Consider the following 15064-nt stretch of genomic DNA (forward strand, 5'->3'; position numbering starts at 1 on the left):
GAGAATAAAACTCTATTCGAATATTTGGCTTTATCGGCCTTTTAGTGACATATAATCCAATTTTTGGCTTAGCACTTAAGTTACACTTCAATGGTTTTCCGCTTCGGATACTCACAGGGAGCGCAAGTGCACTTCTTTCAAAAGAGACGTATATGATCGAAACTTAATATTTTACCTTAATCATCCACAAACAGTTCGTCGCAAAACGGGCTTTCTTTCGTGATCCTGCTCTCCAAAAGATTGAATGCAACTCTTCTAAAATAAGGGCGAATTAGTTTTTCATAATACTTTTTGGTTCTTTGATGGGCATAAGGATCCGTAAAGTAGATCTCTTTTTTCATTCTTGTGTAATCGTTTTTGGTAGGAACCGTAAAATAGAGATAGTTTACGATCTTATGTAGTTTTTCAAAAACCTTAGGCAGATGTTTATCTTCTATATACTGAACCACTGAATTACAAATACCAAGGGTAAATGGAGGGAGTTGGATATGTTTCAACTCCAGGTCCTGGATAGTAGAATGCAAAAAAGAAAGATTATAAGAACGGATCCATTTCTGTTTTGCAATCGCATCTATCATTTCTTCGGAAGGATCTACAGCAAATACACGATTCGGTTGGAATATTTTTACGAATTCTTTTAGGAGAAGCGCCTTCCCAAAACCGAAGTCGGCGATACTTCTAGGATGGACCTGCATCAGATCAAAAACGGATTTTATGTATTTTGCATGTTCTTTCGCGTTGAAAGAAGCATCTACATCCTTCCCGCTTCCATAAATCTCATCCCAGTAGGAAGTTTCGAATGGTAGACCGTTAGCTCCGTAAGCGATATAATCGGAGTCTTGCGGTTTTTTACTCATACATCAGGGGCCTTGGAGGAAGAAAGCCAAGATATGAAGAATGCTTTCAGGTCATCATAACCTTTTTGATCGGAAAGTTCCGATTTAGCTTCTATAGATCTGGCTTTTAAAGTTTTTAAACTAGGATCAGTCTGTATTCTTTTCCATAGGAATCCATTGATCAGTACTCTTTCTCCGGATAAAAATAGATAAGGAGTATTCTTCGCTTTTACTTCTCTTTGTAAAAGTTTCCTGTCAACTGCCCAAACTTCAGATAAAAGAATATAATCTTTTTCTCTTATTTCAGGATAAGAAGTGAAGTGAGTCTTTTGTTTAGAGATAAAATACAAATAAGCGGAAGTTTCAGGAGAAACATATATCCTTTCATCCTGATCTACGATCAATCTTCCTTTTAAAGATGTTACGTCTTTAGCAAGAGAGTTTAACTTTATTTTATCCACTCCTAAAATAGGGCGAATCGTAAAATATCCGGAGATAGCGATCAAAGCAAATATTCCGATAGAAGCAGGAAGTGAATTTAATTCTTTTTCGGAACGAAGTAAAAAATTAGCTACAAACAGAATTAAAATGAAAGATCCAAAACCTAAAAGATATTTCCAAACCGCTTGGCCCATAAATCCAAAAGAATGAGCCCCGTAAAAATTAAGATTTCCTAATAGGATAATTCCGAGTACAAGAACGGAAAGATAGCCGAATAGAAAAAGTTTAGGTAGATTCCTTCTTTTGAAAAATACGGATTGTTGCTTCTTCTTCTCTCTAATACCTACAGTTCCTGCCTTGATCACGAAGATCGTAAATCCGATCAGGAAAAAAGTAAAATGAGAGAAAAACCCAAGCACTGTACAGGAAACTAAGATCAAAAGATCCACTACTGTTTCCATTCGGAAGGAAAGAAATAGAACTAATAAAAACGAAAAGCTAACTAACTCTCCCAACATATTCAGAGGAACTAAATAAGAGAAAGGATTGATCGCAGCTAAATAACAGAACAGATAATGATTCAGTTTCCAAGTCTCTCTTTCCATTATGTAAGCGCAAAGATGGATCCCTAAACTCAGGAAAAATGCTCCGAAAGAGAGATAAGCAGGTATATAATTCAAACCGAAGATCGATTTCCAAAAGGATAAAAGCAAAAATGGAAAAGGTTCGCGAAAGGAGAAAAATTTTCCGTCTTCCGAAAGAGAGCGTAATTCTGCCAGTGTCCGGAAACTTTCTCCGTTGGACGGGTCACCATGCCAAGAATAGAGAAGGGTCAGTAGACCGGTGAGAAACAGAGTCGAGAGTGAAATGAGCGCGGGGTTTGCTTTTCTGTTTCTTTCCAAGTCCATGCGGCGGAATTCTTCTCCTACGGATTTCGGAGCTACGTTAAAAATTTAGGTGAAATTATACCAACACATTTTGAACTAAACTAAGAGGCATATTCCGAGGGCAAGAAGATGGAAAAAAAAGACCATATCCTTTACGATAAGACCGGAAATCCTAGCAAAGAGCCGGCTTGGATTTTTAGAACTTACGCGGGTCATACAAACGCAAAGGAGTCCAACGAACTCTTTAGAAAAAACCTGGCAAAGGGTCAAACGGGCCTTTCCATCGCCTTTGATCTTCCCACACAATGCGGTTATAGCTCAGATCATGCTATTGCAAGGCCGGAAATCGGAAAAGTAGGAGTTCCAATCAACACTCTCGAGGACTTCCGGATCCTTTTCGATCAGATCCCAATCGAAGAAATGAACACTTCCATGACCATCAATGGTACTTCCATGTGGTTACTTTCGCTATACGTGGCTTTGGCGGAAGAAAGAGGAGAAGATGTTTCTAAACTCCAGGGAACCACTCAAAACGACATAATCAAAGAATACCTGGCTCGCGGGACTTATATTTTCCCACCTGAACATTCCATCAGAATCATCGTGGATATGTATGAATATTGTTTGAAAAGAATTCCGAAATGGAACCCATCCAATATTTGTTCTTACCATTTGCAAGAAGCAGGAGCAACTCCTGTACAAGAGTTGGCGTTCGCACTCGCAACAGGAATGGCCATCTTAGATGCAGTGAAGGAAAGAAACTGTTTCACTCACGAAGAATTCGAACAATGCGTTGGTAGGATCTCCTTCTTTGTAAATGCAGGTATCAGATTCATCGAAGAAATGTGTAAGATGCGCGCCTTCTCCGATATGTGGGAAGAGATAACTGTAGGGATCTATCAAGTTAAAAACGAAAAATATCGTCGTTTCCGTTACGGAGTCCAAGTAAATTCCCTCGGACTAACGGAAGAGCAACCTGAAAACAACGCATGGAGAATTTTGATCGAAGCTTTAGGAGTTACCTTAAGTAGAGATGCAAGATGTAGAGCTCTCCAACTTCCGGCTTGGAACGAAGCACTTTCACTTCCTCGCCCTTGGGACCAACAATGGTCACTTCGTTTACAACAAGTTCTCGCTTACGAAACGGATTTACTCGAATATCCGGACCTATTCGAAGGTTCCAGAGTTGTAGAAAGTAAAGTAAAAGATCTGATCGAAAACGCAAACAAAGAGATCCAAAAGATCAAAGAAATGGGTGGAGCTATTAAAGCGATCGAGAACGGTTATATGAAAGCCCAACTCGTAAAATCCCAAGCAGAAAGACTCGCTAAGATCAATAACGACGAACTAATCATCGTAGGAAAAAATAAATGGAAAGATGGGATCCCCTCCCCTCTTACCAACGATCCTGACGGAGGGATTTTCAAAGTAGATCCCAAATCTGCAGAGCAAACTCTTAAAGTACTCTCTGATGTAAAATCAAGAAGAGATGCGAAGAAGGTAGCAGAAACTTTAGCAAGACTAGAAGACGACGCTAAAAACGGAAAAAACCTGATGTTCGCTTCCGTAGAATGTGCTAAGGCTCTTGTGACTACAGGAGAATGGGCAGATACACTCAGAAAAATATTCGGAGAATATCGTCCATCCACCGGAGTAGAAGGACAAAAACTCAATTTGGAATCTGACAAAGTAGCTAATGTCAGAAACAAAGTAGAGAAATTCCAAAAAGCAACTGGTGCGAGACCTAAGATAGTAGTCGGTAAACCTGGGTTAGACGGTCATTCAAACGGCGCGGAGATGATCGCAGTTTCCGCAAAACACGCCGGATTCGATGTGATCTATTCTGGGATCAGACTTACTCCGGAAGAAATCGTACAATCTGCCGTAGAAGAAAACGCAAATGTGATCGGAGTATCCATACTTTCCGGATCCCATGTGGAACTTGCAGAGCAAATATTCGCGGAATTAAAACATTATAAAGCGGATATACCTGTGGTCTTTGGAGGAATTATCCCTCAACCGGATTTCGAAAAACTACATTCTATCGGAGTGAAAGCTATCTTCACACCTAAAGATTATGATCTAATGGATGTAATGGACCGAATCATAGACATCGTATCCGCAAAGATCCCAGCTTCCGTTTAAGGCATGACCGTACGGTTTGCAGAAAAGGAACTCAAAGAACTGATCCAAGAAGCTTCCCAAGGGGAAAAATATCCTCTTGCGAAGCTGATCAGCGAATTGGAAAGACCGGATTCATTCGAATTTCGTAAAGTTCTATTCAAAGAATTAGAAAACGCCGGCTTTAATGGAGACAAATCAGTCACCATCGGATTTACTGGAACTCCTGGAGCAGGAAAATCCTCTCTCTTAGGAGAGATCTCCACAAACTTCTTACAAACAGTCCCAGACAAAAAAATGGCAGTAGTTGCCATAGATCCTTCCAGTCATATCAGCGGAGGATCTTTACTTGGAGATAGGACCAGACTTTCTCTACCGGTAAGAGAGAAGAGGATTTTTTTCAGATCCCAGCCTAGCCAATTAGAATTGGGAGGGTTGAATCCTTACACTTATCACGTAATCCGACTACTACGCTGCTTTTTCGATCTTATATTTGTGGAAACAGTCGGGATCGGCCAAAACGAGATAGAAGTTTCTAAACTGGCGGATCTTTCCTTTCTAGTCATGGTTCCTTTAGGCGGAGACCAGATCCAATTTATGAAAAGTGGGATCATGGAAGTCCCTGACGCATTCATATTAAACAAATGTGATGAAGAAAATCTTGCCAGGGCAAGTTATCATACTCTTTCCACTACTCTCGAGTTTTTGAGAGACATTGTCCCTGGAGGAAGTATCCCCCCCATTTTCCTAACCAGTGTAAAAACTAAAAAAGGGATCCAAGAACTATTAGATTTTGTTTTGAAAAGTAAACCTAATACGAAAAGATCTGTGGAAACCAAGATCCAGATCGAGAAATGGATCAAAACTGAGTATGGGAATTTCGGACTGAATATCCTAGCCCAAACTCATTTTAATCCAAAAGGATCTTTCGAAGAAGTTGAAACATACGCGAAAACTGAAATCGAAAAAAAATATAAATAATTCTCTCAATCCTCCGGATAATACGATTATTTCAAAGGAAAAGTGTAAATGACAAGTTCTTGGGCACAAAGCCGAATCGATTTTCTAAAAGAGAAATTGATTCGAACAAATACAACTATCGAATCCTGGAACCCTTCCTTTTCAAATATACTTATTCCATCTTCTATTCTTATATTTGGTTTTTTTTATAATTTATATTTTGCTTTGATCGGATTTCAACCTTTAGACGGTTCCATCGTATTCGATGGCGGGTGGAGAATATTGAACGGGCAAATACCCTTCAAAGACTTTTCCGCTCCTGCCGGAACAACACCTTCGTTAATCCAAGCTTTCCTTTTCTCGATTTTCGGAGTGAATTGGATTTCTTATTTAATTCACTCTTCGTTATTTAACGGATTATTAGGAGCGATTTCTTATATCTGGTTCCGGAAAGAAGGAGGTAATGTATTATTATCAACTCTACTTGCTTTTTTATCCGTTATTCTATTTTACCCACCTGTCGGTTTTCCGTTTATTGAAACGCATTCTTTTTTCTTTTCAGTATTAGCATTATTTCTAACAAGTTTAGCTGTACAAAACGTTAGATTGATCTACATCGTAGCGATTTTTGTTTCATTCTTTTTAGGGTTTTTAAGCAAACAAATACCCGCCGCATTGCTTATATTCGGCATCCCCGTATTAATGATCCGCTTACAAAGGAAGGATATTAAAAAATTCTTACTTTATAGCATAGTGACAATCATTGGTATTTCTTTATTTGTTCTTCTAATAAACTTAATTTTTGGAATAGATTGGAGAGAAGAGTTCTTCTATTTATTCCAAATCACTTTAGGTACAGGCCAAGATAGATTTTCGGGGATACAGGCGCTTTCTCAACCAAATGGAAGCGCGAGTATAGGTTCTTTACTTTTTATATTAAAGTTTCTGTTCGATTATATTTTAATCTTCGATCCTTCTAAATATTCAGTAAAATTGTTTTACCTTCTAATAATTTCCTTATGTGTAATTCTTTATACGACTTGGAAGGTAAGAAACGAACAAAATGAGCAAATAAATAGGAAAAAATATTTATCCCAAATCCTTTTAGGAGGTTTGTTCTTTTTTTCTGCAGTTTTCTATTCGACGGTCAGTAAAAACCAGCCACAAATCGGATTTATCCAATTTTTCTTTTTCTTTGCATTCATTTGTTTGGCGAATACAAATACTACAAAGTATCCGTTCTATTTTATATTCCTGATTTTAGCCTTTTTAATAGCTCGTGAATTCCATACCAATGTGAATCGTACTCGTATGGCAAATGATATGATGTACGAGCATTCGGAGACAAAGATCTCGCTGGGATATTTCGATCTTAAATGGAAATTGCCGGCCATCTATGAGAAAAAAATCTCGTACTCCGACTATAATTCTTTTTTAAATTTTTCCCAAAAAAATCCGGACAATATTTTATATCTGGGTGATATGACTATCCTCTTAGGTTTATCAGGAAAACAATCCTTCTTTCCCGCTCTTTGGTTTCACACCGACCTCACGATCCCTTCTGATAAATTTAAAGAACATCATGAAATATTTCAATCCAGGATCATTGAAAACATCTTAAAACATAAGATCAAATATATAGTTTTCGAAGGTGAAATGGAGAATTTTTCGGAAATGTGTAACTTGAAAGTTTTAGATCGTTTAGAAACATTCATTTCCAAAAATGAAAAAGAAAGATTTAAAATTGGTAATTTGCCCGCAATCCGTATTTTAGATTAAATTCATTCTATAATTTTCATTCTAATATTTACTACTTCTGTCTTGACATCCGCTAAAATCCATATAGGGTTTTGCGGATGAAATTTATTGATAAATCCTATCTGCTAAGATGTTCAGTCCTTTTACTATTTTCTTTCAATCTACAACCTCTTGCAGCACAACAGGCCCATCCAAAAACAGCAATCGGTGAAAATTTTTCCGGGATCAAAAAAAGAGCGGAACTCCCCTCCCCTACTATTTCGGGTTCAGGTTTAAAAGCTGTAGCCATAGTCGGAGAAGTGGATGGGAATGAAGGCCCAAAAACCAGAGAATACGTAAATAATATCAAAGGACTTGTAAAAGTTTTAAAAGATAGAGGTGTTTCCGTAAGCGAGTTCTATCCGCCTAATAATCCTTGGTCCGGAATTAAAGAAGCATCACAAAATGCGAATATAGTTTTATACGCCGGGCATGGTGTCGGAACCAATTTGGACCAACCTCCTTATGACCAAAGATCAGTGGGTGGATTTTATTTAGGAAAAGAATTCGTTTCCAACGAACAAATTTCTTCGGAACTTAAACCTGCACCAGGCGCAATCGTCCTATTTTTAGGAGCTTGTTTTACTGCCGGAAATATGGCCTACGATATGGGCGTGATCCGGGACGAAGAAACTAAAAAAAGGATCTCCATGTATTCTTCTCCTTTTTTAGAAACAGGATTCAAAGGATATTACGCTACCTGGGCTCCTTGGACGGCTCAGACAATTTTAGCATTATTATTTACGAATAAAAACTATGGGGATGTTTATTTCAGCCAAACAAATCCTCAAGAAGTAACTAAAATTTCTCATCCTCGTTCTTCCGGAGCTTCTTTATATTATCATACTAAACCTCCTAGTTCTAAACCTGTTTATGATTACGCATTTGCAGGAGATCCTTCCAATGTTTTAAGATCCGAAAATTCAAACACTGATACCGAAACTAAAATTACGGAAGAAGAGAGACTAAAACAAAATCGTATTTTGATCTCAAGCCTGTATGATAAGAATGAGAATAAATCCTTGGAGTCTCTCGAAAAAGGTGCGGATCCAAATGCGGATTATTTAGGCTGGAAACCTATCCATCTTGCTATCGTATTCGATCTTCCGAATGTAGTGAAGGAACTCGTTCGTAAAAAAGCATCCATCAATGCTCAGGCAGAAGGTTATACTCCTCTATCCATGGCTCTTGCTTATGAGCGTAAAGAGATTGCGGAGTTTTTAGAAAAAGAAGGCGGAACCAGAAGTAGAGCCGCATTTAAGAAACCGAATATTCCGAATTTGAAAAAGTAGATCTGCCTACATTATAATAGCCGGGTCCCTGCAAAAATCTGCCATTTTTGCGGGGGAGTCCCTTCTAATGTGACCATAATAGCCACCAAATCTCAAATCCCCCCTCACATTTTTTGCAACCTACCCTCCCAAATTGACTCGTATCATTTAGAAAAAAAGGGAGCCCTCCATGGCAATCATTCTAAGTTTTTTTGCGGCACACTGGATTTTAGCCGCTTTCGTTCAATCGTTCTACTTACATCGTTATTCTGCTCACCAGATGTTCAAACTGAATCGTTTCTGGGAAAAGTTCTTCTATTTCTTTACTTTTGTTGTGCAAGGTTCTTCTTTCCTTAATCCGAGAGCTTATGCAATCCTTCACAGAAGACACCATGCATACAGCGACACCGAAAAAGATCCTCATTCTCCTGTAGCTTCTAAAGGATTTTTGGATATGATGTGGACCACCGCAGTCGTTTACGAAAATATTTTAGATCGTAAAGAAGAAGTGGAGAAGGATTTCAGAGGAAATTATCCGGAAATCCCTTGGTTCGATCGTTTTGCAGACTCTTGGTATATTCGTTTATTCTTCGGAACCGGCTATACTCTCTTCTATATGGCTTTCGTTCCTGCAGATGCAGTTTGGTTATATGCTTTATTACCGATCCATTATCTAATGGGACCAACTCATGGCGCAGTTGTAAACTGGTGTGGACATATGTATGGTTACCGCAACCACGCAAAAAATCCGGACAATTCCAAAAACACCCTTCCCGTGGACTTCTTGATCATGGGAGAATTGTATCAAAACAATCACCATGCTCACCCGAACTCTCCAAACTTCGCGTTCCGTTGGTTCGAGTTGGACCTTACTTACCAAATGATGAAGGTACTACATTTTATGGGAATCATCACCATCCAGAGAGCTGTGTGGACCGAGAAAGGAAGAAAAGAACTTTCTGGTACGGCACCTTCTCCTTTGGCTGATGTAGCTTAAGATTTTTTAACTTAGTGAGTTTTGTAAGCCGCTTGGAAACAGGCGGCTTTTTTATTCTTCTCGGATCCTGTCCAAGTCACCTCTCATCTCTTTGTCATATTCTTCCATTAAGAGAGGATAAAATTCCGGGCTTAATTCTATTTTGCCGTTCAATACCAATTGGAATAAGGAACGGACTAATTCTTCCTTTTCGAATCCGGTACAGATCCACTCCAAAAGTTCCAATGCCAGGTCCAGTCTACCTTCTACCTGAATTGTTTTACGGAAGATGTCTAAAACTTCTTTTTCTTTTCCCGCTTCCAGAAAACTTCTGAGTTCTACCGGCATACTTTGTAATAGAAGTTGTTTCTTTGCGTTCGGAGTAAAAAGGAATTCTAACTGTCCGGCAGGCAGATGAGATAAAATCGCCTTATCCACTTCTTCTTTAGAATGTCCTAATTTGATTAAGGTCCGACCAAGGACCTCTCCTAATACGAAGTCCTCCAGAGGGTGAAACGGAAATCCCTGTTTTTTAGGTTCCTGATCTTCCATCTTGTTAGGGTCTCCACCGACCGTATTCTGGTCAAGTTTATAGAGGCACAGAGTTTGAGAGAGATAGAGAGATTTGGTCACACAGAGACACGAAGGCACAGAGAGAAATTTTTATGCTTTGTAGGTTCATTTTAAATATATTTAACCCTTTCGTGACTTTGTGCCTCTGTGCGAAAAGACCCCTGTGCCCCTCTAAACTCAGCGCCTTTTCACAATTAGGCGGATATTTTTGTAACCTGAATTTCACGAAACCTTAGTACGAATGGGATCTTCCCAGTGTAAGTTTTGGGTCTCTTTTTTAAAAAGAGAAAAAGGCTAAAAATACAAAGCGCGCCTTCCCGATCTAGGGAGATTCCATTTCCGGAACAATTTATGAGTTTTAGACAAAAAATTTTTCTCATTCTGGGAGCAAGTCAGCTTCTGTTAGTACTTATTCTGGCAATCACATTCATCCAAATGATTGACCAAGTTAAAAATGAACCTCAGGACAAACGAGCATTAGACCGCTCACTTGAGTTCAGGAAGGAACTCAAACATAAGGAAGAAGTCATCCGACTTCTTCTCAAAGAAATAGAAAGAAACCAAAAGACTCTTTCTATTTTAGAAAACGGTTTGGGGAACAGAGGGATTCTTCAAGCCAACCTGGAATATATCAAAGGGATCATGTCCCAGTATGGTCTTTCCATCTTCGAGATCCACGATAAGACAGGACATGTTTATTTTAGATTCCATAGACCGGCGGATTATGGAGATGATAAGTCAGGGCAGAAGATCGTACAAGAAGCACTGCAAGGTAGAATTGCTTCTACCTTAGAGATCGGTCATAGCGGCCTTGGTCTTAGGGTCACTGCCCCGCTCAAAAACGGCGGGATCATGATGGTCGGCCAGGTGGTGGATGATAAGTTTATCCAAACTATCACAGGTTCCGAAGATGTTCATCTTGCCATTTATGAAAAAGAAAAACTGATCTCATTTTCGGACGTTACAATCTCCAAATATTTAGGAGATAGAAAACCGAAGGATCTATCAGGGATTTCCAGATTCACTTTGGAAGGAAGACATTATTATCTCACTCAAGTCCCTTATGAAAACCAAGGATTAAGTAATCTTAAATTAGATTTTGTTCTTTTGATAGATGAAACTGAACTTTACGAATCTACTAGAAACCTTTGGTTGTATTGCGGGTTGATCGCTCTTGCAGTTTTCGGCGGTATTTTATTCGCATCTTATAGATTCTCCAGAGATATTATAGACGCTGTTAAGGCGCTTAACTTCGCAATGCAGAACCCAAATGAGGACGAATCCAAAATTGTGGACTTAAATCGTTCCGACGAATTGGGAGAAATGGCGGAAGTTTTCATCGAAATGAAGAAGGACCTTTTGGACCACCAAATGTTCTTGGAAAAGAAGGTGGAAGAGAAGACCAAAGAATTACAGGAAACTCTGGATGATCTTCGCGCGTTAAAAGAAAAACAAGACGGGGATTATTATCTGACTTCCCTATTACTTCGCCCTCTTGCCACTACTAAGTATGAAAGTTCAAATACTAAGATCAGCGGTATCTTAAGACAAAAGAAAACTTTCGTATTCAGAAAAAGAGAAGCGGATATCGGTGGAGATTTAGTTTCCATCAGCGAGATCACATTATACGGCAAAAAATATCTGAGCATCATGAACTCGGATGCAATGGGTAAATCCATACAAGGAGCCGGTGGCGCACTCGTAATGGGAACGGTATTCAAGGCAATCGTAACAAGAACCCAACTCTCCAGAAGTAACCAGAAAAAAACTCCTGAAAAATGGCTGAAAGACTGTTATACGGAATTACAAAACGTATTCGTTACATTCGACGGTACTATGCTCGTCTCCGCATTACTCTGCCTTCTGGATGAAGAAACGGGAGCTTTATATTCTATTAATGCAGAACATCCTAATATGGTATTATATAGGGATGCAAAAGCAGGCTTCTTGGATTCCGACTTCCCTATTCGCAAACTTGGTTTTTCGGAAAATACAACTGAACCTTTGGTAAGAGTTGATAAATTGGAAGCTGGGGATAAGATCTTCTTAGGATCCGACGGAAGAGATGATATTCTTCTTTATGACCCGAATTCTCCCGAGCCTGTAATGAACGAGGATGAGAACTTATTCTTAAGATTTGTAGAACTTTCCGGCGGAAATCTGGAAGATCTAGAAAGATTGATCAGTGCCGCAGGAGAAATTTCGGACGATCTAAGTCTTTTGAGTATAGGTTATAAGGAAGCAGAAGTTTCTTCTTCTCGCACAAAAGCAATTTCGGAAGAATACAACAGACTACTTCAGATCGGTATCAAAGAATATAAAAAAGGAAATACCGAAAAAACCAAGGAAGTTTTTGTTCAAGCATTAGCGATAGATGATTCTGATCCTGCTCTTTATAAACAAATGGCAAGAATCTGTATCAATGCAAAAGAATTCGAAGAAGGGGCAAAATATACGGAAGCCTATCTTTCCAAGATCCCATTCGACAACGAGTATATCTTCTATCTTTCCTATTGCCTTAGAAAAACTAAGGATTATTGGAAGTCTTTGGAATTTGCGGAAAAACTCAGATCAAGAGAACCTGAAAATATTAGGAACTTAAAACATTTGGTGGCTCTGTACAGACTTACCGGAAATCGAATGAAGTTCAGAGCTACTATATCCGTTCTAAAATTGATCCTGGCAGACTCGGATCCTAAGGCAAATAATTCTTCGGAACCCGCATTGGTTTGATTTTTTTCGTTTTCTAGGAGACCTAGATCCGTCCAAATTGGTAATCCATGTCGGCGGAAATGCGAAAAAAAATCAAATCTGTTCTGGTAGTTATCAAAAGAACAAAATACGAATTAGATCTGGAGAGTTACGGCTCTCTGGATGAATTCAAAAGAGTAGCAGAAATCCAAAATGATTCCTTCTCTCGGATCTATAATTCCCATCAAAGACAGGTCCAAAGCAGAGAAGAATTAAAACTTACTTTCCCGAATGGAAAGTTTATCTTTCGAGAAGAATTAGAAAATATCAATATTGTGGATTATGATTTGGTGATCGCGTTAGGTGGAGATAATCATTTCACCTATGTTGCGCATCATGCCTTGGACAATTTAGTTCTAGGCTGTAATTCGGATCCTGAAACTTCAGTAGGTGCCCTTCTATCCTTTCATACCTCCGATATCTCAAAGGCGGTCTCCCATAATTGGGAAAATATATTAATAGAAGAATGGCCCAGGATCAATGTTAGGATCGAATACCCGAACGGCAAAGCCATTGAAACATTCCAAGGGATCAGCGAAATCTCTATCCGTAATAATAGTCCCGATTTAACGAGTAGATTTCTGATCTCTCACGAGCAAGTCTCAGAAGAACAGAAATGTTCGGGCCTTCTGGTGTATACCGGAGCGGGTTCTACAGGTTGGGTTATGTCTTGCGAAAATAAAGACGTAAGCTTTGACAAGCAGGAGCCCTATTTCAAAGTGTACTGTAGAGAGTTGCGTAAGAAGGAAAGTTTCCAGTACAAGCTGGATCACTTCACGGTTCGCAATTCTTTCCGTCTGATATCCGAAATGCGCGGGGGGATCTCTATCGATTCCTTGGCGGAACGTATTTACGATTTCCCTCCCGGGGCCAAAGCGGATTTTTCCGTTTCTCCGGAAAGATTGCGGGTGGTGGTGCAAAAACATGGATAGTTTGAAAATTCTAGAACAAGATGCTGGCAAAGAAATCAGAGTGTATTTGGTTTCCGGCCGACTAGACGAATCCACCTTCCCTCTATTTAAGGAAAAAGTATTGGATGTAAGTCATGCAAACAATACTGTTCTAAACCTATCCGATCTTAAATATGTTTCCAGTTCCGGAATTCGTGCAATCTTCGAATTAAAGAACAGGCTTACTGGAGAAGGTAAAAAACTTCTACTTACAGAAGCCGGAGAGAAAGTCATTCAGATCTTCAATCTATTAGGTCTTTGGAAACCCTTTGCTCATTTCGAAAAAGAAGAAGACGCAATCGCTGCTTGCCTTAAAAACTAAACCTTGACTGCTCCTTGAGTTGAGAACTCGCCCATTCACCCTAAATTCCCTTTCAAGGAATGTCCTAAAAATTGTCCAATATGCACGTTATGAAACACGGGCATCGGAAAATATATTGACAAACAGAAAATAATAATATTATAAATTACCTTCCAATTGCGCCCATTTCAGGCAATCAGATGCGCGGCAGCACAAAAATACGAAGGTGTATTCGATAAATAATGAAAATCAAAAAGTTTTTTACATGGCAGTTCATAATGATCTGCCTATTCTACTCCATGACAGTAGGCGCTCAGCCTGCTCCCTATAAATTAACAAATCCTGTTTTAATTCGACCTTTCGGCGATTCGATTACATACGGTATCGGATTTACGAATGATTGGCAATGCCCAATGTATGAAATCTATCAATACATATGTATGCCTCCCGGAATAAAAGGCGGCGGTTATCGCGGATGGCTGACTTTACTTTCACTAAACGGAGACGGACTCGTATTTACTACTGAAGGTTACCAAAGTGGGGGCTCTTATTTTCAGCAATGGCTCGTAAACACCCAGACCCACGATGGCTACCCAGGATGGACAGTGGAAGACCTTACACCGATTGCCGGTAGAGTTAGTTTTTCCGACATCACTTTAGTTCATGCCGGAACAAACGATATGTGGCCAATATTAAAAATCCAAAATCCGACAGACGCTCAGATTGATCAACTTGCGACGACAACCGGTCAGAATTTGTTTAAAATGTTAGATGCCTTACTCAACAATAATCCGAAAACCTATATATTCGTTGCCCAGATCATTAAGGTAGCTCCTCCTCTTGCAGGTAGCGAAACCGTTAATAAAGTTATTTTTAAATATAATAACTACATAGTGAATAATTGGTACAATCTTCCTCCATCCAGCCGAGCCAGAATGGCTCTCGTAGACATGCATCACACGCTGCAACCGGGGCCCGATTACTCTGCTGATGGAATCCATCCTAGCTCGAAAGGGTATTTAAAAATCGCGTGTTCTTGGATTCGAGCAATCAAAGCTCAACCTGCGAATCAACAAGATCCTTGCAACGGCATCACAACCGGAAAAGCGGAGAAACAATTAACTCCTTCCGAGGAAGAAACCAAACAAATGACTCCTCCTAAAGATAAGTTAGAGCGGATACTTAAGCGAAAGTTTTGAT

12 protein-coding genes are annotated in these 15064 nt (G+C 39.4%); 9 read left to right on the forward strand and 3 right to left on the reverse strand.

The window, feature by feature from the left end; translation table 11 throughout:
- Nucleotides 1-176: 176 nt before the first annotated feature.
- Together CH377_RS10825 and CH377_RS10830 are read right to left on the reverse strand one after the other, a co-directional pair.
- Entirely contained in the window at nt 177-857 is a 681-nt protein-coding gene (locus tag CH377_RS10825; protein WP_100723807.1) for a class I SAM-dependent methyltransferase, read from the reverse strand.
- Nucleotides 854-2185 carry a hypothetical protein gene (locus tag CH377_RS10830; RefSeq protein ID WP_100723808.1) on the reverse strand — a complete coding sequence of 444 codons (1332 nt, stop codon included), beginning with the start codon at nt 2183-2185 and terminating at the stop codon, nt 854-856. Before CH377_RS10830 ends, CH377_RS10825 begins: the two co-directional genes overlap by 4 nt.
- A gap of 108 nt (nt 2186-2293) precedes the next feature.
- Here CH377_RS10830 and CH377_RS10835 point away from each other — a divergent pair, with 108 nt between their 5' ends.
- From CH377_RS10835 to CH377_RS10855, 5 genes are all read left to right on the forward strand, one after another.
- Nucleotides 2294-4309, forward strand: a complete 2016-nt coding sequence (locus tag CH377_RS10835; RefSeq protein WP_100723809.1) for a protein meaA — start codon at nt 2294-2296, stop codon at nt 4307-4309.
- Between the two features lie 3 nt (nt 4310-4312).
- Complete coding sequence (locus tag CH377_RS10840; RefSeq protein ID WP_100723810.1) at nt 4313-5266, forward strand: P-loop NTPase family protein; 954 nt, start codon at nt 4313-4315, stop codon at nt 5264-5266.
- A 48-nt stretch (nt 5267-5314) separates the two neighbouring features.
- Nucleotides 5315-7024: an ArnT family glycosyltransferase gene (locus CH377_RS10845; protein WP_100723811.1), complete on the forward strand. Its 1710-nt coding sequence runs from the start codon at nt 5315-5317 to the stop codon at nt 7022-7024.
- A gap of 77 nt (nt 7025-7101) precedes the next feature.
- Nucleotides 7102-8334 carry an ankyrin repeat domain-containing protein gene (locus CH377_RS10850; RefSeq protein WP_100723812.1) on the forward strand — a complete coding sequence of 411 codons (1233 nt, stop codon included), beginning with the start codon at nt 7102-7104 and terminating at the stop codon, nt 8332-8334.
- Between the two features lie 169 nt (nt 8335-8503).
- The gene (locus tag CH377_RS10855; protein WP_100723813.1) at nt 8504-9310 is read left to right on the forward strand and encodes an acyl-CoA desaturase; all 807 of its coding nucleotides are present in this window, start codon (nt 8504-8506) and stop codon (nt 9308-9310) included.
- 51 nt (nt 9311-9361) lie between these two features.
- Here the strand turns inward: CH377_RS10855 and CH377_RS10860 are convergent, their stop codons facing one another.
- Nucleotides 9362-9841 (reverse strand): hypothetical protein, encoded by a 480-nt coding sequence (locus CH377_RS10860; protein ID WP_100723814.1) that lies wholly within the window; start codon nt 9839-9841, stop codon nt 9362-9364.
- A 372-nt stretch (nt 9842-10213) separates the two neighbouring features.
- Here CH377_RS10860 and CH377_RS10865 point away from each other — a divergent pair, with 372 nt between their 5' ends.
- From CH377_RS10865 to CH377_RS10880, 4 genes are all read left to right on the forward strand, one after another.
- Nucleotides 10214-12595 carry a SpoIIE family protein phosphatase gene (locus CH377_RS10865; RefSeq protein WP_100723815.1) on the forward strand — a complete coding sequence of 794 codons (2382 nt, stop codon included), beginning with the start codon at nt 10214-10216 and terminating at the stop codon, nt 12593-12595.
- 47 nt (nt 12596-12642) lie between these two features.
- Nucleotides 12643-13545, forward strand: a complete 903-nt coding sequence (locus tag CH377_RS10870) for a diacylglycerol kinase catalytic domain-containing protein (protein WP_100723816.1) — start codon at nt 12643-12645, stop codon at nt 13543-13545.
- Nucleotides 13538-13885, forward strand: coding sequence for an STAS domain-containing protein (locus CH377_RS10875; RefSeq protein WP_008588781.1), 348 nt, complete (start codon nt 13538-13540; stop codon nt 13883-13885). The genes CH377_RS10870 and CH377_RS10875 overlap by 8 nt, the downstream gene beginning before the upstream one ends.
- A 257-nt stretch (nt 13886-14142) precedes the next feature.
- Entirely contained in the window at nt 14143-15063 is a 921-nt protein-coding gene (locus CH377_RS10880; protein ID WP_243402027.1) for a GDSL-type esterase/lipase family protein, read from the forward strand.
- The last annotated feature ends 1 nt before the right edge of the window (nt 15064 follow it).

It is taken from the genome of Leptospira haakeii, from assembly GCF_002812045.1.
Taxonomy (GTDB): domain Bacteria; phylum Spirochaetota; class Leptospiria; order Leptospirales; family Leptospiraceae; genus Leptospira_B; species Leptospira_B haakeii.